This is a genomic window from Hyphomicrobium sp. DY-1 (assembly GCF_047497105.1).
Taxonomy (GTDB): Bacteria; Pseudomonadota; Alphaproteobacteria; order Rhizobiales; family Hyphomicrobiaceae; genus Hyphomicrobium_B.
The window spans coordinates 3491901-3515337 of sequence record NZ_CP134870.1 but is presented as its reverse complement, the minus strand read 5'-3'; the positions used below and the strand labels follow the sequence as shown (position 1 = coordinate 3515337).

The 23437-nt window shown below is 60.7% G+C and carries 19 protein-coding genes; 11 read left to right on the top strand and 8 right to left on the bottom strand.

Annotated elements, in window-relative coordinates; genetic code table 11:
* Positions 1–132: 132 nt before the first annotated feature.
* Entirely contained in the window at positions 133–1410 is a 1278-nt protein-coding gene (locus tag RLW41_RS16990) for an RNA methyltransferase (RefSeq protein ID WP_414462223.1), read from the bottom strand.
* 327 nt (positions 1411–1737) lie between these two features.
* On the opposite strand from RLW41_RS16990, the gene RLW41_RS16985 reads away from it, so the two are divergent.
* The 3 genes from RLW41_RS16985 to RLW41_RS16975 are packed head-to-tail and all read left to right on the top strand — an operon-like array spanning position 1738 to position 4392.
* Positions 1738–2958 (top strand): NADP-dependent isocitrate dehydrogenase, encoded by a 1221-nt coding sequence (locus RLW41_RS16985; protein ID WP_414462222.1) that lies wholly within the window; start codon positions 1738–1740, stop codon positions 2956–2958.
* Positions 2959–3005: 47 nt separating this feature from the next.
* Positions 3006–3761, top strand: a complete 756-nt coding sequence (locus RLW41_RS16980) for a DUF4241 domain-containing protein (protein WP_414462221.1) — start codon at positions 3006–3008, stop codon at positions 3759–3761.
* A 28-nt stretch (positions 3762–3789) separates the two neighbouring features.
* A complete protein-coding gene (locus RLW41_RS16975; protein WP_414462220.1) occupies positions 3790–4392 on the top strand; it encodes a class I SAM-dependent DNA methyltransferase in 603 nt (200 codons plus the stop codon).
* Positions 4393–4496: 104 nt separating this feature from the next.
* Here the strand turns inward: RLW41_RS16975 and RLW41_RS16970 are convergent, their stop codons facing one another.
* The 3 genes from RLW41_RS16970 to recA all read right to left on the bottom strand — a co-directional run bounded on the left by RLW41_RS16970 (position 4497) and on the right by recA (position 9257).
* Positions 4497–4970: a hypothetical protein gene (locus RLW41_RS16970; RefSeq protein ID WP_409562877.1), complete on the bottom strand. Its 474-nt coding sequence runs from the start codon at positions 4968–4970 to the stop codon at positions 4497–4499.
* Positions 4971–5209: 239 nt separating this feature from the next.
* Positions 5210–7903 carry an alanine--tRNA ligase gene (gene alaS, locus RLW41_RS16965; protein WP_414462219.1) on the bottom strand — a complete coding sequence of 898 codons (2694 nt, stop codon included), beginning with the start codon at positions 7901–7903 and terminating at the stop codon, positions 5210–5212.
* Positions 7904–8123: 220 nt separating this feature from the next.
* A complete protein-coding gene (gene recA / locus RLW41_RS16960) occupies positions 8124–9257 on the bottom strand; it encodes a recombinase RecA (RefSeq protein ID WP_024275633.1) in 1134 nt (377 codons plus the stop codon).
* A gap of 213 nt (positions 9258–9470) precedes the next feature.
* On the opposite strand from recA, the gene RLW41_RS16955 reads away from it, so the two are divergent.
* The 3 genes from RLW41_RS16955 (at position 9471) to RLW41_RS16945 (ending at position 11415) form a co-directional block, all read left to right on the top strand.
* Complete coding sequence (locus RLW41_RS16955) at positions 9471–10028, top strand: hypothetical protein (RefSeq protein WP_409562875.1); 558 nt, start codon at positions 9471–9473, stop codon at positions 10026–10028.
* 165 nt (positions 10029–10193) lie between these two features.
* A complete protein-coding gene (locus RLW41_RS16950) occupies positions 10194–10703 on the top strand; it encodes a hypothetical protein (RefSeq protein ID WP_409562874.1) in 510 nt (169 codons plus the stop codon).
* A gap of 145 nt (positions 10704–10848) precedes the next feature.
* On the top strand, positions 10849–11415 hold the full coding sequence (locus RLW41_RS16945) for a formaldehyde-activating enzyme (protein ID WP_013947033.1): 567 nt from the start codon (positions 10849–10851) through the stop codon (positions 11413–11415).
* Between the two features lie 60 nt (positions 11416–11475).
* Here RLW41_RS16945 and RLW41_RS16940 read toward each other — a convergent pair whose 3' ends face one another.
* The gene (locus tag RLW41_RS16940) at positions 11476–14034 is read right to left on the bottom strand and encodes a response regulator (protein WP_414462218.1); all 2559 of its coding nucleotides are present in this window, start codon (positions 14032–14034) and stop codon (positions 11476–11478) included.
* Between the two features lie 217 nt (positions 14035–14251).
* On the opposite strand from RLW41_RS16940, the gene RLW41_RS16935 reads away from it, so the two are divergent.
* Complete coding sequence (locus RLW41_RS16935; RefSeq protein ID WP_409562872.1) at positions 14252–14641, top strand: hypothetical protein; 390 nt, start codon at positions 14252–14254, stop codon at positions 14639–14641.
* Positions 14642–14714: 73 nt separating this feature from the next.
* Here the strand turns inward: RLW41_RS16935 and RLW41_RS16930 are convergent, their stop codons facing one another.
* Both RLW41_RS16930 and dksA read right to left on the bottom strand, forming a co-directional pair.
* On the bottom strand, positions 14715–14978 hold the full coding sequence (locus tag RLW41_RS16930; protein WP_409562871.1) for a hypothetical protein: 264 nt from the start codon (positions 14976–14978) through the stop codon (positions 14715–14717).
* 128 nt (positions 14979–15106) lie between these two features.
* The gene (gene dksA, locus RLW41_RS16925; RefSeq protein WP_050976864.1) at positions 15107–15544 is read right to left on the bottom strand and encodes an RNA polymerase-binding protein DksA; all 438 of its coding nucleotides are present in this window, start codon (positions 15542–15544) and stop codon (positions 15107–15109) included.
* A gap of 637 nt (positions 15545–16181) precedes the next feature.
* On the opposite strand from dksA, the gene RLW41_RS16920 reads away from it, so the two are divergent.
* Positions 16182–17027 carry an AAA family ATPase gene (locus tag RLW41_RS16920; RefSeq protein WP_409562870.1) on the top strand — a complete coding sequence of 282 codons (846 nt, stop codon included), beginning with the start codon at positions 16182–16184 and terminating at the stop codon, positions 17025–17027.
* Between the two features lie 455 nt (positions 17028–17482).
* Entirely contained in the window at positions 17483–19525 is a 2043-nt protein-coding gene (gene asnB / locus RLW41_RS16915) for an asparagine synthase (glutamine-hydrolyzing) (protein ID WP_414462217.1), read from the top strand.
* A gap of 48 nt (positions 19526–19573) precedes the next feature.
* Here asnB and RLW41_RS16910 read toward each other — a convergent pair whose 3' ends face one another.
* A complete protein-coding gene (locus RLW41_RS16910; protein ID WP_414462216.1) occupies positions 19574–20251 on the bottom strand; it encodes a TetR/AcrR family transcriptional regulator in 678 nt (225 codons plus the stop codon).
* Positions 20252–20422: 171 nt separating this feature from the next.
* Here RLW41_RS16910 and RLW41_RS16905 point away from each other — a divergent pair, with 171 nt between their 5' ends.
* Together RLW41_RS16905 and RLW41_RS16900 are read left to right on the top strand one after the other, a co-directional pair.
* A complete protein-coding gene (locus RLW41_RS16905) occupies positions 20423–21724 on the top strand; it encodes an HlyD family secretion protein (RefSeq protein WP_414464602.1) in 1302 nt (433 codons plus the stop codon).
* A 42-nt stretch (positions 21725–21766) separates the two neighbouring features.
* The gene (locus tag RLW41_RS16900) at positions 21767–23353 is read left to right on the top strand and encodes a DHA2 family efflux MFS transporter permease subunit (protein WP_409562866.1); all 1587 of its coding nucleotides are present in this window, start codon (positions 21767–21769) and stop codon (positions 23351–23353) included.
* Positions 23354–23437: the final 84 nt, after the last annotated feature.

Sequence of the window (23437 nt, the reverse complement as noted above, 5' to 3'; positions counted from 1 at the left end):
GAGCCTCTGCGTTTTTTATCTCGTTGCAAAAATACGTTTCGGGCGCGACCCAATGGGCAGCCGCGTTGCATATCGCGAGTATGCCTCTCGGCTTGGCATCGCTCGGCCCAAAACTTGGCCATATGAAGGCGCTTAATCCCCCCCTTTTCGGGCCTTTCCTTTGCCCTGTGCGAGCGTTGCAACTATGCCACGAAGGGTGCGGACTTCTTGCTCCGTCGCGTTCATTCTGGTCAGCAGTGTGCGAAGATTTTGCGACACGACCGTCTTGCGGTGGGCTGGATTGAAAAAACCGTTCGCTTCCAGCTCCCGTTCTAAATGTTCAAATAGGCCAATGAGTTCCTCTTTCGTCGCCGGCCTGTCCCGGCCCATGTAGAGGCCCTCGGTAAGAGGCTTCTCGTACGTTGTGACACGGCCGAGACTTCGCCCAGAATCCCCCCTCATCCACTCGTATCCCGTTAGCAGCACAGCCTGGGCAAGGTTAAGGGACGCAAACCGGGAATTGACAGGAATCATGATCAGAGCGTCTGCATGGGCAACTTCGCTGGTCTCCAGCCCATTACGCTCACGCCCGAACAAAATCCCGCACCGCTCCCCTCGGCCGATCCGGGTGCGCATCTCGGCGATCGCCTGCTCCGGCGTCAGGACCGGCTTGCGCAGATCGCGTTGCCGCGCCGTCGTCGCCGCGATCCAGTTGAGATCCGAAATGCTCTCGTCGAGACTGGAATAGGCGCGCGCATCGTCAATGATGTAATTGGCGCCTGACGCCGCAATGCGTGCTTTCTCGTTCGGCCAGCCGTCGCGCGGACTGACGAGCCGGAGATCGTCGAGACCGAAATTTGCGCAGGCGCGCGCCACCATGCCGATGTTGTCGGCAAGCTGCGGCTCCATGAGAATGACCGATGGCGTCTCGCCCTCGCCCGCCACCGGCTCGCCGCGCATATTCGCCCGCCGCAAACCGTGACGCAGCTTGCGAATGACACGCCGCGCCCAGAACCAATAATTCTCACCCGACCATTGCTTGGCGAGAGTTTCGAGACACGGCGTCGATACGGTTTCCGTCCCCTCGCCCTTCAGGCGCACGCGCCCATCCCCGACGATCACTTCTTTCTTACTGAGAACGAATTGATCGAGCGTCTCGATGCCCTGAACTTCCGTGCGCCGCTTGCAGCCTGGACACGTCACCTCGTCCGAGATGCACGTGAGGCTGGCGCAGTATTGCAAGACGGGTTCGAGCGTATCGCGCGTCAGCCCTGGAATGGCGAGCTTTTCAAGCCCTTGATCGATCGAGCCGGCGTGACAGGCGTGAACGACCTCGCAAACGCGCGTCGCCCGCGGTCCGAGCACAGGCTCGCCGCTGCCGACCATGATGCGGAGCGCATCGCCTGCCGAAGTCTCAGTCTCGACGTTCAATCGTTTCCTCCAGGTGGGTCTCGGTACCTCGACCGGCGTCCCGCATCGTCTATATGCCAGGACAGGGTGTCATTCCGGAGCGCACGTCAAGGGCCCAGCGCGACACGCCTGCGGACAGGCAAGAACGCTCCGGCGTCCTCCGGCACAAACCACGCCGCGCAGGTGGAACGACCTTGGCGCCGCCGAGCAAGACTTGAAACGCGTCTTGATCTGACGCACCACTTCGCCGAAGGTTCTCTTCGCAAGTGCGTGATGAGCGATTAAGCTTTGCGCACCTGCGTCATAGAACAAGATCCACCGTCCTCAAATCGCTCCGCGAGACATCCAATGCAGAAAATCAAAGTTGAAGGCACCGTCGTTGAACTCGACGGCGACGAGATGACCCGCATCATCTGGAAGCTGATCAAGGACAAGCTGATTCATCCCTACCTCGACGTTAACCTGGAATACTACGACCTGAGCGTCGAAAATCGCGACAAGACCGCGGACCAAGTGACGATCGACGCCGGCAACGCCATCAAGAAGCATGGCGTCGGCATCAAGTGCGCAACGATCACGCCCGACGAAGCGCGCGTCAAAGAATTCAATTTGAAGGAAATGTGGAAAAGCCCGAACGGCACCATCCGCAACATCCTCGGCGGCGTCATCTTCCGCGAACCGATCATTTGCAAAAACGTCCCCCGCCTCGTCCCTGGCTGGACGCAGCCCATCATCGTCGGTCGCCATGCCTTCGGCGACCAGTATAAGGCGACCGATTTCAAGTTCCCCGGCAAGGGCGTGCTGACGATCAAGTTCGTCGGTGAAGACGGCAATGTCATCGAGAAGGAAGTATACAAAGCCCCCGGCGCCGGTGTCGCGATGGCGATGTATAACCTCGATGAATCAATCCGCGAATTCGCACGCGCCTCGCTGAACTACGGCCTTTCGCGCAATTATCCCGTCTATCTCTCCACCAAGAACACGATCCTGAAGGCCTATGACGGCCGCTTTAAGGATCTTTTTCAGAAAGTTTACGACGCTGAGTTCAAGGAAGAATTTCAGAAGCGCAAGCTGACCTACGAGCACCGCTTGATCGACGACATGGTCGCTTCCGCACTCAAATGGTCGGGCGGTTACGTTTGGGCCTGCAAAAACTACGACGGCGACGTGCAGTCGGATACGGTTGCGCAGGGCTTCGGATCCCTTGGCCTGATGACCAGCGTTCTGATGACGCCGGACGGCAAGACGGTTGAAGCCGAAGCCGCGCACGGAACGGTCACGCGCCATTACCGCGAACATCAGAAGGGTAAGGAGACGTCGACGAACTCGATCGCATCGATCTTTGCGTGGACGCGCGGCCTCGGCCATCGCGCCAAGCTTGACGACAACGATGCTCTTCTGAAATTCTGTCAAACGCTCGAGAAGGTCTGCATCGCAACGGTCGAAGCAGGCTACATGACGAAAGACCTGGCGCTTCTCGTCGGACCGGAGCAGAAATGGTTGTCGACCACAGGCTTCCTCGACAAGGTCGATGAAAACCTGAAGGCAGCGATGGCAAAGTCAATATAATCGTAACGCGCGAGATACGATGATGCGTCGAAAAGGAGGAGAGCAAAGTGGCCGGCGTCCGCTCGTTTCTCTCGTCCGTGTTCACGCTGCTCGCCGGACATGGGGCTTCCGCGGCTGTTCCCGACTACGAAGAGGCCTTCACCCGCGCCTTCGACGCGACGTACCGCTTGACGGTCGACGAGGCCGATGAAGGCAAGCCTCCACGTCTTCATCCGACGTCCTTTCGCACCCTCGAACTCGGCAATCTAAAGATCGTGAGCGGCCGGATCGCCGCTTGCGATCCGTTCGTTTCGATCGACGCGCGGCTGCCGTTTTCCGAGCCGGTGCCGAACGGGTCGTTTCCGGTCCGCCTCGCGATTGCGGTCGGCGGCATTAACGATGGCCGCATCGCATTCGCTCGCATCGACTTCGCAGACACTCCGGCAGTGAAATGGAAAATGGCCGTGACCGACGGCCAAGACGCGTCCACGCTCGCTGGCGGCGAAATCTTCGGCTATCCGGTCGATGCCGGAACCGGCGCCTTCTACGATCCAAAAGCCGCCGAGACGCTGACATCCGTCCTTAAAGCGAACCCCGACGCCTGGGAGGAGTGGCAGGACAAGGGCGAGGCCAACGGTAAGGCCGCGCACCTCAAACCGAACTTCTTCCTGATGCTCCCTGCCGGCGAGACGAACGTTGCGATGTTCGCCAGCGGCTGGGGTGACGGCTTTTACGCGTCCTATTTCGGCTACGACAAAGACGGGCGCGTCGTCGCCCTCATCACCGACTTCGCCATCATCGACTGGGAAAAGGTGAAACGCTGACGACGCCCTTGGAGAAACATCAAACGCCATGACGTCGGACGCGGCGAACATCATCGCTCTTTACGAAAGACACGCCCACACCTGGGACGAGGTCCGATCGCGAAGCCTGTTCGAAAAAGAATGGCTCGACCGCTTCCTTGCGTCGATCGCTGCCGGCGGCTCCATTCTCGACATCGGCTGCGGATCAGGCGAACCGATCGCAGGCTTCTTCGTTCGCGCAGGCTATCGCGTTCACGGCGTCGACAGTTCGCAGGCGATGATCGCGCGCTGCAAAGCCCGCTTTCCGCAAAGCGACTGGCTCGTTGCGGACATGCGCACCCTCGCGCTCGGCCAAACGTTCGACGGTATTCTTGCTTGGGACAGTTTTTTCCATCTGACCCAGGACGATCAACGCCGCATGTTCGCGATTTTCCGCGCGCACGCAGCACCGGGTGCGGCTCTGATGTTCACGAGCGGAACGGAGAACGGCGTGGCGATGGGCACATTCGGCGGTGAACCGCTCTATCACGCGAGCCTCGCGCCGGAGGAATACCGTGCTTTACTCGTTGCACAGGGGTTCGAGGTCGTCACTTACGTTGAGAACGACCCGACTGCCGGCGGCCACACGATCTGGCTCGCCCGCAGCAAATAAACACTCACCGCGCTCGGCGGCCGGCTCCCCGCTGGGGAGTCGCCGAGTGCAAACGTAAAAATTTAGCGCGCGCGGAACGCGTGTCGCCAAGCAGAAAAGTAAAACTATTTCTTCTGCCCGGCGATCTGCTGATCGACCTGCGCCTGCATCTGCGCGTTCATCACGTTGAAGTCGTTCTGAAGCTTCGCGCAGGCATCACCGTTGCCATCGCAGACGACTTTCATCGCGATCACGAGGTTGTCGCCCTTGTGTTCGACCTTGCGGCAGACGGCGGCGGGGTAAGCCGGATTCTTCTTGGTCGTAAACGTGTACATCACCGTGGCGTTCTTCGGATCGTCCGAATACGCGAGATACTGATCGCTCTCGTACACTTTCTGCAGGCCAGCCTTCGACGTGTAGCGCGAAATCAGCTCTTCCGCCTTGCCTGACGCGTCGCCGCAGAATTCCTGCGCGGCCGTCATCGTCGGTCCGGCCGAAGGCGCTGGCGTTGCCGGAAGCTTTACGATGGAATCGTCGGCTAAGACCGGAGAAGCAGCGATGAAAAGAGCGGCGAAAGCCAGCGAACCCATGCGAAACATTTCAAAATTCCTCGTTGGCGAAAGCGGGCCGTATATACCCAATTTTCCCGACGGTCATTAGTGAATTGCCTGCAAGGTAACGGGAAAAGGCTTCCGCACCGCAACATGGGCCGACACCGTCATCCCGGCGCAGGCTGGGACCCAGACAAATTTCAACACCTAGAAGTATGGGTGCTCGTCTGAGTGCCGAGCTGCGTCGCCATCGTGGACTTAGGAACGGCCAGAGTAGTTCGCAGTCGTCAGCTCGCGAGCCGTTCTTCGATGGCCTTCAGCGCATCGCCCGCTTTGGCGCCGTCCGGTCCGCCCGCCTGCGCCATGTCGGGACGCCCGCCGCCGCCCTTGCCGCCGAGCGCTTCCGCACCGGCCTTGACGAGATCGACCGCGCTCCACGTCTTGACGAGATCGTCCGTGACGCCGACCGCGAGGCCCGCCTTGCCGTCCTCCGTCACGCCAACGACGGCAACGATGCCCGAGCCGACCTGCTTCTTGCCGTCATCAATGAGGCCGCGCAGGTCCTTCGGATTGAGCCCCTGCACCGTACGCGCGAGCAGCTTGACGTTGCCGACGTTGCGGATCGCTTCGCCATTCGTTGCCGCGCCATCCGCACCCGCACCGCCGCCAAGCGCGATCTGGCGCTTCGCATCGGCAAGCTGCTTTTCGAGATTGCGGCGTTCTTCCACGAGATGCTTCAAGCGATCAACGAGATCTTCCGGCCGCGTCTTGAGCACGCTCGCCGCTTCCTTTACCCGCGCATCCTGCTCGTCGAGATAGGCGCGCGCACCCTCACCCGTCAGCGCTTCGAGACGGCGGACGCCGGCCGAGCTGCCGCTTTCTGCGACGACGCGAATGAGACCGATATCGCCCGTACGCGAAACGTGCGTGCCACCGCACAACTCGACCGACCACGCCTTGTTGGCGCCGGGCCGCGTCGACCCCATCGACACGACGCGCACTTCGTCACCATACTTCTCGCCAAACAGCGCCATTGCGCCCGTCGCACGCGCATCGTCAAGCGCCATCAGCCGCGTGACGACCGGCGTGTTTTCGAGCAGCACGGCGTTCGCTATGTCCTCGACCTGCTTGATCTCGTCCGCCGACATCGGCTTCGTATGTGAGAAGTCGAAGCGCAGACGATCGGGCGAAACGAGCGAGCCCTTCTGCGCGACGTGTGTGCCGAGCACCTGCCGCAGCGCCTCATGCAGAAGATGCGTCGCGGAATGGTTGGCGCGCGTCGCCGAGCGCCGCCCATGATCGACTTCGAGCTCGACCGCTTCGCCGACCTTGAACGCTCCGCTCTCGACCTTGCCGAAATGCACGAACAGATCGCCGAGCTTCTTCTGCGTATCGGTCACGCGGAACAGCGTGCCTTTCGGACCTTTGATGACGCCCTGGTCCCCGACCTGACCGCCGCTCTCGCCGTAAAACGGCGTTTGGTTGACGATTATCGCGCCTTCCTCACCGGCTTTGAGTTCGGAGGCCTCTCTGCCACCCGCCACGACGGCCGTGACGATGCCTTCCGCACTCTCTGTGTCATAGCCGAGGAACTCGGTCGCGCCGGTCTTGTCCTTGATTTCGAACCAGAGGCCTTCTGTTGCCGCTTCACCCGAACCCTTCCAGGCGGCCTTGGCGGCATCCTTCTGCTTCTTCATCGCCGCATCGAACGCGCCGGTATCGACGGTGATGCCGCGCGGCTTCAGCGCGTCTTCCGTGAGATCGAGCGGGAAGCCGTACGTGTCGTAGAGCTTGAACGCGACGTCGCCGGGGAATACCGCGCCCTTCGTGAGACCAGCCGAGCTTTCGCCCAACAGCTTTAGGCCGTTGTCGAGCGTGCGCTTGAACTTGGTCTCCTCAAGCTTCAGCGTCTCCGTGATGAGCGGCTGCGCGCGCACGAGTTCCGGATAGGCGTCACCCATCTCGCGCACGAGCGACGGGACGAGCAGATACATCAGCGGATCGGTGCAGCCCATCTGGTGCGCATAGCGCATGGCGCGGCGCATGATGCGGCGAAGCACGTAGCCGCGGCCTTCGTTCGACGGCAGCACGCCGTCGGCGATCAGGAAGCTCGTCGAGCGCAAATGATCAGCGATGACGCGCCGCGCGACGTGATCGAAATCCTTCGTCGCCGTGCTTTCCTTCGCGCCGACTTTCCCCGCCTCCTGGCGGATCGCCTGGATGAGATGCTGAAACAGATCGATGTCGTAGTTGTCGTGCTTGCCCTGCAGCACCGCCGCGATGCGCTCAAGCCCCATGCCGGTGTCGATCGACGGCCGCGGCAGGTCAACGCGATCCCCCGGAGCGCGTTGCTCGAACTGCATGAACACGAGGTTCCAGATTTCGATGAAGCGGTCGCCGTCCGCATCCGCCGAGCCCGGAGGGCCGCCCGGAATCTTGTCGCCATGATCGTAGAAAATCTCCGAGCATGGACCGCACGGCCCCGTGTCGCCCATCTGCCAGAAGTTATCCGACGTCGCGATGCGAATGATCTTGTCGTCGGAGAAGCCGGAGATCTTCTTCCAGATGCGATAGGCTTCGTCGTCGGTGTGATAGATCGTGACGAGCAGCTTGTCTTTCTGGAGACCGAAGTCCTTCGTCAGCAGGTTCCAGGCCAGCTCAATCGCGCGCTCTTTGAAGTAGTCGCCGAACGAGAAGTTGCCGAGCATCTCAAAGAACGTATGGTGGCGCGCAGTATAGCCGACGTTATCGAGGTCGTTGTGCTTACCGCCCGCGCGGACGCACTTCTGCGACGTCGTCGCCCGCGGAATAGCCCGCGTCTCCTGCCCCGTGAAAACGTTCTTGAACTGCACCATTCCCGCGTTCGTGAACATCAGCGTCGGGTCGTTGCGCGGAACGAGCGGCGACGACGGCACGATCTCGTGTCCGTTCTTGCCAAAGAAATCGAGAAACGAAGCGCGGATTTCGCTGACGCCAGCCATGTGGTGCTTTCGGCCTGATCTGGATAAAAAACATGTTCCGGGACACAGCCCCGAAACGGGTTAAGGCCGCCGTTGTAGCGGCGGCCCTGAGGCATGTCTAGGAAGGGGCGGTCCTTGCAGCAGGCCGTCCGCCTGCGGCGGAACGACAGGCGCTGGCGGCCTCCATCTGCACCATCCGGCCGGCTTCCCGAAGGGAAGTCGGATGGCGCCACTCAAAGCCCTACCGCTTCGCCTTGGCGACTTTCTTCCCCGATTCGTCGGGGAGAACCCCGTCCTCGTCGGGTTCTTCGCCATCATCCTCGCCGGCTTCCGGATTGGCCAGCATCTTCTCGACGATGAGGCCGGCATTGGCCCGGATCGCCCGCTCGATCTCCGCCGCGACGCGGGGATTTTCCTTCAGGTACGTCTTAGCGTTTTCCCGGCCCTGGCCGATGCGGTCGCCATTATAGGACAGCCACGCACCCGACTTCTCGACCAGCCCTGCCTTGACGCCGAGATCGATCAGCTCACCGACCTTCGAGATGCCTTCGCCGTACATAATATCGAATTCGACCTGCTTGAAGGGCGGCGCCACCTTGTTCTTGACGACCTTGACGCGGGTCTGGTTGCCGACCGTCTCTTCGCGCTCCTTGATCTGGCCGATGCGGCGAATATCGAGGCGAACGGAGGCATAGAACTTCAGCGCGTTGCCGCCCGTCGTCGTCTCAGGGTTGCCGAACATGATGCCGATCTTCATGCGGATCTGGTTGATGAAGATCACCATCGTATTGGACTTCGAGATCGAGCCCGTGAGCTTCCGGAGTGCCTGGCTCATCAAGCGGGCCTGCAGGCCCGGCAGACTGTCGCCCATCTCGCCTTCGAGTTCGGCCTTCGGCGTCAGTGCGGCAACCGAGTCAACCACGAGCACATCGACGGCGCCCGAACGCACCAGCGTATCAGCGATTTCCAGCGCCTGTTCGCCGGTATCCGGCTGCGAAATCAGAAGATCCTCGACCTTGACGCCCAGCTTCTTGGCGTAGCCCGGATCGATCGCATGCTCGGCATCGACGAACGCACACGTGCCGCCCTTCTTCTGCGCTTCCGCCACAACTTGTAGCGCCAACGTCGTCTTGCCCGAGGATTCAGGTCCATAGACTTCGATGATGCGTCCCTTCGGCAATCCCCCGATGCCGAGCGCAATATCGAGTCCGAGCGATCCCGTGGAGATCGCTTCGATATCCAGCTTTTCGTTGGCGCCGAGCCGCATGATCGACCCCTTGCCAAAGGTCTTGTCGATCTGCGCGAGTGCCTGCTCCAGCGCCTGCTTCTTGTCCATCTTGCCCCCTTCGAGCACAGTCAAGTCCGGCCGTTCCATGTCGTCACCCTCAATCCCTTATGGCAAGCGCCGCGCGCCATCAATTAAGGATAAACGTACACTTTTTGTTCCGCTTCTGTCAATCACGTTTTGTTCTCGTTGTGGAGTCCCCGCGCCGAATTTTCTCACTCTTGCGCACATGTTTCCTTAGGGACAGCGCGTCGCGGCCTCTCGCGGCACTCTCCTGGCAACCCAAGCCGAAGGAGACAGCCCGTGTCCAAGTTGCTCGCAGTTCTGATTTCCATCGCCGTCGTCGCCGCGTCGTTCACATCAGCCGCCGAAGCCGGCCCCGGCCGCCGCCTCGGATTCTTTCTTGGCGGCATGGCGGCCGCCAGCATGCTCGCGCACGCCGCCGAAGAGCGCCGTCGTGAGGAAGCCTACGAGAGAATGCGCGCCCGCCGGGAAATCGCCGCCCGCGAACGAGCCCGCCAGCGCGCCATCGCCGCCGCGGCCGCCAAACGCGAACGCGCCCGCCAGATCGCGCTGCAGAAGCAGAAAGCGGCCCAGATCGCCGCTGCCGAGACTGCATCCCAATCCACGACGAGCGACGACAAGCCCGCGCTCAAAAAGGGCGACCGGCTGACCTCGGGCGACAGTACGCCTGCATCCACAACGGCCGACAGCTCAGCGCAGACGACGACGGTTGAAAAGACACCGTCGAACGCTATCGAAACGTCATCGACGACACCGAGCGCTCCGGCCGCCACGACCGTCACCTGCCGCAAATATTCGGCAGCTGCCGATAGTGTGATCGAGGCGCCCTGCCAGTAATTCTCATTCGCCCTTCACTCAAAAAACGCGGCTCGCCGTCCTTCGGCCGGGCCGCGTTTTTATGTTCAACACCCCAGCACGATTTGCAGACGTGTTCCGTCCGAAACAGCGGGAAAAATCGCGCTACTCCAAGATGCCTCCATCGCAAATTCGTGGGAGGCACCCATGCTCAAGATCTCGACCCTCATCGCCGTTCTGGTCGTCGCCAGCACCGTCGCATCGAACGCGGAAGCACACGGCATGGGCTCGTTCTACGCCAGCCCGTTCTTCCGCAACCAGGGCCGCCAGCCGGCCCAGCCCTGCGAGAAGGACAAGCGCCGCAATCTCGAAGAAGCCTTTGCGAGAGCGCGTGAAAAGCGGCTCGCCGAATTACGCGCCGAACGCGCACAGGCTGCGGCCCTTGCCTCAAAACGCGCCCGTCTCGCAGCGCTCGCCAAAAAGAAAGCTGCAGCCGCAAAGCAGGCTCAGACGCTTGCAGCCACACGAACGAAAACGATCGCGCAGCAAACGGCATCGACGGGCACCACAAACATCGCCAAGAAAAGCGATCTGCTGCCCGTCTCGACGGCCTCAAACGCAACCGCGACCGCAACGAAAACAGCAGCAGCCGCACCGCAAGTCTGCCGCCGCTATTCCGCCGCCACCGACAGCGTCATCGAAATTCCCTGCGACTAGCGCGTGCGATTGCCCCCCATCGCATCGCGACCGTGAGACGCGCCATAACCAGAACTTATGGCGCGTCTCTGGCCACTCTGGTTTAAGCCCACCCCGTGCGTCGGCTTCGGCGCTCAATTGATAACCGAGCACAAGGTGGTGACATATGAGCATTGCATCGCGCCCGTCGGGGCGTTTTGGCATTCGCGTCGGCGAAGCCCTCGTCGCAGGCGGCCCTCCGGGAACGGCAGCGGAACCCGAAGTCGCGATCGGCGAAATGGACGGCCCCTTCGGCACCGCCTTCGCGACGCTTCTCGGCGACCAGGTAAAGGGCCACAGCCGCGTGCTGTCGCTTCTGAACACCGACGTGATGGTGCGTCCGCCAACGCTGTGCGTCAGCAAGGTGACGGTCGACAACGAGCGCTACACCAACATTCTGATGGGCACAGTGCAATACGCGACCGCGATGGGCGTCCTCGACGCCGTACGCGCCGGCGACCTGCCGAAAGACAAAGTCGATGATCTCGGCATCATCGTTTCGGTGTGGCTGAACCCCGTCGTCTCGACGATCGACAAGCTCGATCACAAGATCCTATTCGACATCCATCGCAAGGCGACCGCGCTCGCCATTCACAAGGCGATGAACTTCAAGCCCGACATCGACTGGCTGCTCGAAAACCAGGACAAGATCATTCACAAATACTTCGAGAAGGGCCTCAAGGGCGAGGTGTGATCCAAGCCTCGCGCCGGGCGGCCGGCTCTCCGGAGGCGAGTCGCCCGGCGCAATCAAAACCTACTTCGCGAGTTCTTCCTTCACCTTCGCGGCGAGCTGCGGCAGCGAGAATGGCTTCGGCAGGAACGCGAAGTCGTCCGAGCCCATCGACTCGCGGAACGCTTCGTTTGGATAGCCGGAAACGAAGATCACCTTGATCGACGGATTGCGCTTGCGCAGCTCCTTGAAGAGCGACGGCCCATCCATCTCCGGCATGACAACATCGGACACCACGATGTCGATCATGCCTTCGTTCTCGGCCATGATCTCCAGCGCCTCGACGCCATCGGTCGCTTCCAGCACCTGATAGCCCTGGCGCCTCAGTGCGCGAACGGCAAACTGGCGAACTTCGACTTCGTCCTCGACGAGCAGCACGCGTCCGGTGCCGGTCAGGTCGGTTGCCTTAAGCTGCTTCTTCGCGGCAGCAATCGACTCCGGCATCGCGTTCGCGACTTCCTCGCCTTCTTCCACGAAATGCCGCGGCAGGAAAATTTTGAAGGCCGTGCCTTTGCCGATCTCGCTTTCCGGTTGGATGAAGCCGCCCGACTGCTTGACGATACCGTAGACCGACGCGAGACCAAGACCCGTGCCCTTGCCGACGCCCTTCGTCGTGAAGAACGGCTCGAAGATCTTGGCCATAACTTCCGGGCTCATGCCAGTGCCGGTATCGGCCACTTCGACCAGCACGTATTCGCCCGGTGTAAAGCCGACGACGTCGCGCATCTTCTGGCTTTCGCGTTCCGTGACGTTACGCGTGTTGATCGTCAGCTTGCCGCCGTTCGGCATCGCGTCGCGCGCGTTGCGAACGAGATTGAGAATGACCTGGTAAAGCTGGTCGCTGTCGGCCCGCACGTACCACAGGTCGCGCTCGGAATGCGTCTTGAGCTCGATCTTCTCGCCGCACTGCGTTTTCAGCACCGGCAGCATGTCGGACGTCAATTCGCCGACATTGAAGACCGAGACCCGCTGCGTCTGCTTGCGCGAGAAACCGAGCAGCCCCTTGACCAGACCAGCCGCGCGATTGGCCGCCGACTGAATGTTCTTGATGTCGCGATAAGCCGGATCGCTCGGGCGATGCGTCTGCAGCAGCAAATCCGAGAACCCGATGATCGCCGTCAGCACGTTGTTGAAGTCGTGCGCGATGCCGCCTGCAAGGTTGCCGACCGCTTCCATCTTCTGCGCTTGCGCCACGCGGCTTTCGAGCGTCTTCTGCTCGGTCGCGTCCATCACATAGAGCGCAGCAGCCGCACCGCCTTGCACCGCTGCCAGCGGCGACATGTAAAGGCGGCGCGTGAACTGTTTGTTGTCGCCCGCCGTGATCTCGATCGGCTGAATGTTGCCGCGTCCGGCGAGAACCTCCGCGAGACCCGCTTCGATCTTGTAGCGCTCATCCGCCTCCGCCGTGCGGCTCAAGGCTTCCGATGCCAGCACGTCCTGCGCCGGCTTGCCGTCGAGCACCATCTGCATGAAGGCGGTGTTGCAGTTGGCGATGCGGCCCTCCGCGTCGAGCGCTGCAATGCCGAACGGAGCCGACTGGAAGAATTGCGATGCTCTGACGTCCTGGTGACCACGCTCGACGAGCCCGGTCGTCTGCCGGTTGATCGCCGTGATCGTAAAGCCCTGCTCAGCGTTTCCAGCGACGGGCTCGACGAGGAGTGTCAGCGCCACAATGCGGCTGTCCTTGCGAGTCAAATCGAGATCGATGATGCGCTGATCGGCTTCAGGAATAGCCGCCATATGCTTCAACAGGCGCAGGCCTTCCGCGCCGGCGAGTTCGGCAAGCCCGAGCGACCGCGCTCTCAACGCGCCGGCCGGATAGCCAAGCCACTGCTCAAACGCGGCGTTGACGTGCACGATCGCGCCCTCGCCCGAGACCCACATGAAACCGGCGGGCATGGCGTCGAATGCGGCAAGCGATGCTTCGAGCCGGCCGATGCGTTCGGCCTCCTGGCTCTTCTCATTCGTAACGTCGACAATCTGCCACGAGACGAGCCGCGATTGTCGCAAGCCACCTTCGAGCAAGCCTTCCGGACCAGCGAACGGCCGCACGGTGATCCGCGCCCAGGAAACGTTGCGATCCGACCCGAGCCGCAACCGCACATCTTCCGATCTCGGCTCGCCGCGCTCGGCCGCCTTCGTCAGGCGGAAGAACGCCTGCGTGCCCTCCGAGTCGCCTGCAAGCGACGCTTCGAGCGCTGAGAACGGCCCCGCCTCGTGCTGGCCCAGAACTTTATCCACAGCCGCATTGGCGTACAAAATCGTGCCGTCATCCTCGGCGATGATTTGCGGCTCATCGTCGGAATCCAGAGACGCCTTGAGAATATCCCCCGGCACCACGCGAGCACCAAAGCGCAAATGTCCGGCAGCAATCGCAAAGAGCATAAAGGCGCCGAACATGGCGAGCAGCGCGATGACGGTCAAAAGCAAGGGTTCGCCGGATCCGCTCGCGAGCAGCCCGAACAAAACTGCGCCGCCCGCAGCCGCGATTATGATCATGGGGAGGAGGCCGCCGAACCCTTCCGCTGAGTTCAGCGGATCGATCGGGGCGGCATCGATCCTCAACGCCTCGCGATCCTTCATGGGCCGAGAATCTAGCTGATTCTCGAAAATCGAAGCGGGGGATTGGGGCATGGATGTGGAACTCAAACGCAACTGCAACTGTGCCGCAACGGTGCGGCGAGACTCGATTGGATAAGACTTCGCTTAAGAGAGTTAACATGCAGTCAACTCGAAGCTATCGATTGGTTGACGTGCGAGAGTTATCGGCACAGCCGGCAAGTCCGGCCGCGGGGAAAACATGGAAAGCTATTTCTTCTGGACCTTCATGCTGGCCGTACTGGCAGTCCTGAGTGCCGGCGCCGTCGTATTCGTGCGGGCCTATTTGACCGGCACGTCACCGTCCGCCCTTCTTTTTAAGCCCAAGGGCGAGCGTCGCCTCGAAGTCATCGACCACGCCAGCATCGATAGCCGCCGAAAACTGATCCTCATCAGACGCGACGACGTCGAGCACCTGCTGCTGACGGGCGGCCCGGTCGATGTCGTGGTCGAAACGGGAATAAAGGCGACCGCCGCGCGCCCAGTCCCTGTAGTGCAGAACGAAGTCCCGCCGCCCGTCCGCCGCGCGCCGGTGTTCGGTCACGGCCCCGAGGTAGCGCCTGCCCTCGTCCCGCGCGAGCGTAACGTTTAAAAGCGCTGCGTTCAGCTCACGCACAAAAACAAATTGGGAAGCTTGCGAGGCTGACCGAGCAAGGCCGCAACGCCTAGCGTTCGACGTCGCCGAAATCGGCCAATGTCAGCTTGCTGAGATCGAGTTGCCGCGTCGCGCTGGCAACCTCAGCCGAAGGCCGTAGCAAACGGCGGCGTTGCGCCGCCGCGGCAGAAGCCGGTTTCGCCTGATTATACGTGAAGCCAGTGTGCACGAAGCCCGCGCGATTGAGCATCTCGGAGCTGCTCTCGCGGCTGCCAAATCCGACGGCAGCGACGGCAATACATGCCAATCCGAAAAAATGTGCTCCAACTCTCACGACGGGACCCTCGTCAGCGACGCCGATAGGCGAACGCACGAGAGTGTCGGAGCAAAATCTTAAGAAGCAATGAAGGGCTGTCCCGGAACGCGCCTAAGGCAACGCATCCCGGAAAGCCAAAGCGTGTCTTACTCCTCGCGATAGACGCGTTCGCGACGCTCGTGACGCTCCTGCGCTTCGACCGACAGGGTTGCGATGGGTCGGGCATCGAGCCGCTTCAGACCGATCGGCTCGCCGGTGTCTTCGCAGTATCCGTAGGAGCCGTCTTCGATCCGGCCCAGCGCCGCGTCGATCTTGGCAATCAACTTGCGCTGACGGTCACGCGTTCTCAGCTCCGTCGCGCGGTCAGTTTCGGACGTCGCACGATCGGCGAGATCGGCATGTTGCGCAGAATCTTCGTGCAGGATCGCCAGCGTCTCACGCGTCTGGCGCAGGATCTCATCCTTCCAATCCAGAAGACGCTTGCGGAAATAAGCCTTGTGCATGTCGTTCATGAAAGGCTCGTTTTCCGAAGGCTTATAATCCGGCGGAAGAACGATATCTGCAATCTTTACGCGGGCAGCCATCTTCTTAATCGTACCCTCTGACTTTTTCGACGCTGTCGACTTTGCAACAGCCAATGTTCGCGCCGGTACTTTCGCCGGAGTAGCTTTCTGCGGCAGTACCTTGCCAACGGCCGCCTTATGAACGATCTGGCCGATCTTCCCCGTCGCGGCTTTCGTCGGCGTACCCTTTGTAGCGGTCTTTGCCACCTTAATTTTTGCTGCAGCCGGCTTTGCGGCCTTGGCAGGCGTGGACACGCCGGCTGGAGAAGCCTTGTTCTTGGCCCCATTCTTGGACGGCCCGCTGCTCTTGGCGGCGGATTTCTTTGCGGCCGCTTTCGACTTCGCGGCCCTCGTTCCGATTGCCTTGCTCATCGTCCGCCTCTCCAGAGGCTGCGTTCGCTCGAGCCGATCATCCTCCGCCGAAGGTCTGACCTGAGTCGGCCTCATCCGGCCGACCCTTATCTATGCGCGAAGGCCTCCGAGTCAAGCACGAGACGAAGCCTTGATAAATTTTGATATGTCCGACTTTTTCAAGTAAAAACATATTGTTACGTCACATCAGTAGACGCCCGACTGTCACCCGCTCCCCACAGTCCGATGCCGAGGAGTGCGCTTCGGTCACCTTGCCCGCGCGCCCGAACCCCGCCAAGACAGGATCATGAACTTCGAAGGCACCTCCGCATACGTCGCAACGCCCGACCTCAAGGTCGCCGTCAACGCCGCCATCCGTCTCGAACGGCCCCTCCTCATCAAGGGCGAACCGGGGACCGGCAAATCGGTGCTCGCCGCCGAAGTCGCGCAGGCGCTCGATGCGCCGCTGATCGAGTGGCACATCAAATCGACGACGAAAGCCCAGCAGGGCCTTTACGAATACGACGCTGTTTCGCGCCTGCGCGATGGTCAGCTCGGTGACGAACGCGTCAAGGACATCGCCAACTACATCAAGCGCGGCAAGCTCTGGGACGCATTCGCTGCGCCGAAGCGGTCCGTGCTGCTGATTGATGAAATCGACAAGGCCGATATCGAGTTCCCTAACGATCTCCTGCAGGAACTCGATCGAATGGAGTTCTTCGTCTACGAGACGGGCCAAACGGTGAAGGCTGAAACCCGCCCGGTCGTGCTCATCACGTCGAACAACGAGAAAGAGCTTCCCGACGCCTTCCTGCGCCGCTGCTTCTTCCACTTCATCAAATTCCCCGACGCCGATACCATGCGCCAGATCGTGGAGGTGCATTTTCCGGGGCTGAAAAACCAACTCGTCAACGATGCGCTACGCGTTTTCTACGAACTGCGCGACGTCCCGGGCCTGAAGAAAAAGCCGTCGACGTCGGAGCTTCTCGACTGGCTGAAGTTGCTTCTGCACGAGGACATTGACCCGTCCCTGCTGCGCGAAAGCGATCCTAGAAAGCTCGTGCCGCCTCTGGCCGGAGCGCTGATAAAGAACGAGCAAGACGCGCACCTGCTTGAACGTCTGGCGTTCATGCCCCGCCGCCGCGGCGAATAACTCCCAATGATCAGAAATTTTTCGGCCATCGCAGCGGTGAACACATAGCGGACAGTGTTTCGTGCAACCCTGACGCGCTCCGGCTAACCATGAACCGCGATCACGGAGCAACATGAACGGACGATAGTTGGAAAAAGCAGTGTATCTGCTGCACAAATCGCGCGGGACAAATTGCAACCGCCGCTTTCTTTCACCCCACGGCCTGTATGCTAACACTTCGCATTAGGCCGCCTAGCCTAGGAAAGTCTCGCGACGCGCGTATTTGTCGCGAATGGTAACCACCATTGCGCACCGGACTGGCAATATAGCTTCCGGCGCGGCAACTGATTAACGTCGGCGCCTTAGAATTGCAGCGCGTCTTCCGATCCGGCGGTTTGGGATAACGCGAAGATCCCTATATCTGCCCGACGGCAGCAGCAAGCCGCCAGACCATCTGCAGGACCTTGGACCATCCCATGTGTGGCATTTTCGGAATTATCGACCTCAAGAGCCGACGCTCGGTACCGCTATCGGTATTGAAGCGCGCCGCCGATGCCATGCTGCATCGTGGCCCGGACGAAGACGGTTATCTTCAGCGCCCCGGCTTCGGGTTCGCCTCGCGCCGCTTGAGCATCGTCGGCCTCGCCGACGGCCAGCAGCCTGTCTTCAACGAAGACAAATCCATCGCTGCCGTCTTCAACGGCGAAATCTTCGACCATGATGATTGGCGCCAGCAGCTTCGCAGTCTCGGCCACACGCTGACGACCCACTGCGATACCGAACTCTTCCCGCACATGTGGGAGCAGTACGGTGAGGACATGTTCGAGAAGTTCAACGGCCAGTTCGCCGTCGCGCTGTTCGACGAGCGAAAGCAGAAGTTTATTCTTGCCCGCGATCGTTTCGGTATTTGCCCACTCTATTGGACACGCACGACGCGCTTCGGCACCGATTGGCTTGTCTTCGGTTCCGAAATCAAAACAATTCTTGCCACCGGCCTCGTCGAGCCGAAGCCCGACCCGCGCGGGATCGATGCCCTTTTCAACTATCTCGCCATCCCGGGACCGGCGAGCTGCTTCGAAGGCATCAACATACTGCCGCCGGGAAAGTTCCTGACAATTTCGCGCGGCCGCGTCGGCGAAGAGTCGACGATTGATGAGCGCACCTACTGGCGGATGGACTTCCCCGACATGGGGAAAGAAACGCGTTTTGCCGATGAGGAAAAGCTCGTCAACGATTTCGAACGCGTCCTCTACGATGCGGTCAAGCGCCGTCTCCGTGCCGATGTTCCGGTCGCCTCGTATCTTTCAGGCGGCGTCGACTCGAGCACTGTCGTCGCGATGGCGAAAGACATTCTCGGCGCCGCACCTACGACGTTCACCGTCAAGATCCGCGACCCGAAGCTCGACGAAACTGAACAAGCCGCCATCATCTCGAAACATCTCTCCGCCGATCCTTACGTCGTCGCCTGCGGATCGGAAGAGATCGTCTCGAACTATCAGCGCCTGCTCGTCGCGACCGAAGCACCGGTCACCGATACGTCGTGCACCGCCCTGATGATGCTCGCAGCGAAAGTGAAAGACACCGGCTTCAAGGTCGCGCTGACGGGCGAAGGCTCCGACGAATGGCTCGCGGGTTACCCATGGTATAAATTCCAGCGCATCATCGAGATGATGGGCAGCGTTTCGGGTGGCAAACTTCCTCCGAAGATGACGCGTTATTTTCATCGTTGGCTCGGCTGCGACGACGATGCTGTCGCCTACCTCGACAAGTGCGCCGAGAGCGCAGGCGGCATGCACGCCTTCCAGCGCTTCTACGATCTCCTTGGAGCGTCGCGTTTCCGCTTCTACAGCCCCGGAATGATGTCCGGTCTCAGCAGCCACGACCCGTATTTGTCGATTGATCCGGACGCCGGCCGCTCGGCCAAATGGCACCCCGTTAATCGCAGTGTGTACTGGGCGGGTAAGATCCATCTTCCCGGCCAGCTCCTGAGCCTCAAGGGCGACCGCATCGCGATGAGCCAGTCGGTCGAAATGCGCTATCCGTTCCTCGACAATAACGTCTTCGACTTCCTTGCGGGCATCGATCCGAAATGGAAGCTCAAAGGCCTGACGGAGAAATATCTGCTCCGCCGAGTCGCTGAGAAGTGGTTGCCGAAGTCCGTCGCATGGCGGCCGAAGGGCATGTTCCGCGCCCCGCTCGATGGGTTCTTCCTGGAACAACGCCTGCCCTACGTCGATGAGCTGCTCAGCGATGAGTCGATCAAGAAGGCCGGATACTTCGATCCGAAAGCCGTCGCGAAGTGGCGCAACGAATACAAGGATCTCTCCTGGTGGGGCTACCAGCGTCAGTCGGGTGAGCTTGGGCTCGTCGCCGTTCTCGCGACCCAGCTTTGGCATCACACCTATATCGACCCGACGCTCGCCAACCTTCCCGATTGGCGCTCGATCGCAGGCGTACCGTCGGAATGGAGCGATCTCGATTTCGCCGAAAAGAGCGGAGTTGAAGAAAGCGTCGCGTGAAGCGGCGGACGCCCCGCCTCTTCCACCGCGGGCCTCAGTCAAATTTAGCTACGCGGCGTTGTTTGCCGCGTAACCCTTCATAAACAGCGTTACACCAGACGCGACGTTCTTCTCGACTTCCTCGATGGCCGGCGGTTCTTTCAGCACGCCATAGAGCCGCGCCTTGAACAGCGAACCTGGGATCACTTCAAGCAGCTGCGCCGCAGCAAGCCGCGTGTCAGGAATGTCCAGATGACCGGCTTTGACGTGATGATCGAGATAATCTGCCAACGCTCCGATGACGCGCACCGGACCGGCCTCATAGAATTCCGATCCAATTTCTGGCATCCGTTCCGCCACGCCGATCACGATACGATGTGCGGCGACGACAAACGGCTGGGACATCGTCGTCAGAATTTCCACGCCAAATCGGTGCAGCACGGCGACGATCGGTAGATTGACGTCAAGCAGAGCGATCTTCTCCGCAATCTTGCGATCACGTTGCTCCGCGCAAATCGCGGTGAAGAGGTGTTCCTTGTCCTGGAAATAGACGTACAGCGTCGCCTTCGACACCTTCGCCTCACGCGCAACGTCGCTCATGCTCGTCGCATCGAACCCGAGTTCCGAAAAGATCCGCCCCGCGCCCTCCAGAATCTGCCGACGCTTTGCCGGATCGGTTCCCGCCGCAGGACGGCCGCCGCGCCGTTCCTCTTTCCGTTCTGACCCTGTGAACTGAGAGCCTTCCATCGCCTTCACCCCTGCCCAAACCGAACCTTAAGTTCAGTAAATTTATATTAACAAACGAACCAAACGGTTCAGTTTCTACTTGCTATCCACATTTGAACGCTGTATGTCAAGCACAAAGTGAACCATACGGTTCAGTATAACGGCAGTTGCTCCTGGAACGAGGCGGGCGTGATGGGCAGGAATAATTTGAACAGTGTTTTGGCTATTCAGCGTGAGTTTCCCGAACACCCGGAGTCCACGACAACCGTTGACGAGCAGAGTCAAACACCGGTGTCTAGCGTTCAGAACCGGACCGCGGCAAAACAGGCGGTCGCAGAAAAATCCGAACAGACGCCATTCGAGCGTTCCGCCGAAGCACCGGCCGCACGCGAGAAAGGCTCTGAGGCCCCTGCCAAAGGCGCAGCCCCCACCAAAAGCTCGCGCCGCAAACCGATCTTCATCGGGCTAGGCGCGGTTGCTCTGCTGGCCGCTGCCTACTTCGCATATCAATACATCACCGTCGGTCGTTTCATGATCTCGACCGACGACGCCTACGTCGGCGCCTACATGTCGATCATTTCGCCGAAGGTCTCCGCCATCGTTACCGAGGTCCCCGTCGTCGACAATGAGGCGGTGAAGGAAGGCCAAGTGCTCGTCCACCTCGATGAAGGTGACTATCAGCTTGCCCTCGATCAGGCGCAATCGAAGCTCGCCACACAGATGGCTGTCATTAAGACTTTCGACGCACAGATCAAAGCAGCCGAAGCCAACGCCGCGCAAGAGCGCGCCCAGCTCGACGCCGCGAAAGCCAACGTCATCAAGACCAAGGCAGACTATGAGCGCACTCAGGCCCTGACCGCCAAGGACTACGCAACGCAAGCCGCACTCGACGCCGCTATCGCATCGCGCGATTCGGCTATCGCACAGGTGAAGGCGAACGAAGCTGCGATCCAGTCGGCGGATGCCAACGTGGCTCTGCTGCACGCCCAGCGCATACAAGCAGAAAAGACGGCGAAAGAACTTCAGGTCGCAGTCGATCAGGCCAAGCGCGATCTCTCGTTCACCACCATCCGCGCCCCGTTTGACGGCGTCATCGGCAATCGCGGCGGCGTACAGGTCGGCGACTACGTCACGCCCGGCAAGCGGCTGATGGCCGTCGTGCCTCTCGACAAGGTCTTCGTTGACGCGAACTACAAAGAAACCCAGTTGCCGCCGATCGCAGCCGGCCAGACGGCGACGATCTCCGTTGATGCGCTCGATGGCGAAGACTTGAAGGGCACGGTGCAAAGCGTGTCGCCCGCATCAGGATCACAGTTCTCTCTGCTCCCCCCGGAGAACGCCACGGGCAACTTCACGAAGATCGTGCAGCGCGTGCCGGTCCGCATCGCGATCCCTGCCTCCGAAGCAAGAGGCAGATTGCGCCCCGGCCTCTCGGTCGTCGTCAGCATCGATGCGCGCACGACACCCAAGACCGAGAAAACGGCGCAGAAATAGCGCCGTCCGCAAACCTATTCGGAAGCAATCCGGCAATCGCTCATGACCGACGCAACCACATTTGCGGATGAACCGCAGAAGCTCGAATGGATCGGCGTTACGCCGCGCCAACTCGCGGGCTTCATCGCCATGGTCTTCGGCATGTTCATGGCGATCCTCGACATTCAGATCGTGTCGGCATCGCTGCAGGAAATCCAGGCCGGCATCTCTGCGAGTTCCGACGAAATCCCGTGGGTTCAGACGTCTTATCTGATCGCCGAAGTCGTGATGATCCCGCTGTCGGGCTTCCTCGGCCGGGTGTTCTCGACGCGTGCGTTGTTTTTCTCAGCAGCCGTCGGCTTCACGGCCGCAAGCGCGCTGTGTGCCACTGCGACGACCATCAACGAGATGATTGTCTACCGCGCCATTCAAGGCTTCATCGGTGGCGGCATGATCCCCAGCGTCTTCGCAGTCGCGTTCTCGCTCTTTCCGCGCTCGAAGCAGAACATCGTCTCGCCGATCATCGGCCTTGTCGCCACGCTCGCGCCGACCATCGGCCCGACCGTGGGCGGGTACCTGACGGACACCTATTCCTGGCACTGGCTGTTCCTGATCAACGTCGTGCCCGGCATCATGGTCGCGACGGCCGTGTTCTTCCTCGTCGATTTCGACAAGCCGAATTACGCCCTGCTCAATCACTTCGATTTCATGGGTCTGTTCGGCATGGCTATGTTCTTGGGCTCGCTCGAATACGTGCTCGAAGAAGGCCCGCGCTACGATTGGCTCGACGACCAGACCATCGCGACGTTCGCCGTGCTGACTGTCGTCGGCGCCGTCATCTTCTTTCTGCGCGCCGCCTTCGCGAAAGAACCAATCGTCCAGCTCCGCGCCTTCAAAGACCGGAACTTCGCATTCGGCTCGGCCTTCAGCTTCACGATGGGCATCGGCCTCTACGGTTTGACCTACGTCTATCCGGTCTACCTCGGACAGGTGCGCGGCTACGACTCCTTGATGATCGGCCAGACGATGTTCGTCACCGGCGTCGCGATGTTCTTGACCGCGCCGATCAGCGGCCGTCTCGCCGGCATTCTCGATCCGCGCGTCATGATGTTCACCGGCTTCATGGGTTTCGCGCTCGGCACCTATATCGCGTCCTATATCACCCCGGATTGGGATTTCTGGGAGCTTCTCGTTCCGCAGATCCTGCGCGGTTCGTCGCTGATGCTGTGCATGATTCCGATTACGAACCTGTCGCTCGGAACGCTCCCCCCGGAGCAGATCAAGAATGCTTCCGGCCTTTTCAATCTCACGCGCAACCTCGGCGGCGCTGTCGGCCTCGCGATGATCAACACGCTGCTGAACAAGCGGCTCGACTTGCATCTCGCACGTTTGCACGAACAGGTCGCCTGGGGGCATCAGGCCGCCGAAGAACAATTGGCGATGATGCAGCAGAGCTTTTCACAGGCCATGCATTCGGACGGCGACATGGCAGCATTGAAAAAGCTGGCGATGATCGTCCGCAATCAAGCGAACGTGCTGTCGTTCGCCGATCTCTTCCTCGCGCTGACGGTGCTGTTCGTCACCGCCGGGTTCTTCACGCTCCTGATGCGCAAGCCCGCTCCCGTTCCTGCTGGTGCCGGCGGCCACTAAACGGCGACGCAAATCGTTCATAAATTTCGCGTCGCAAGTTACGAGACGTTTAGCAAGATCGAACATTCGCCCCCTTGCCTTTGA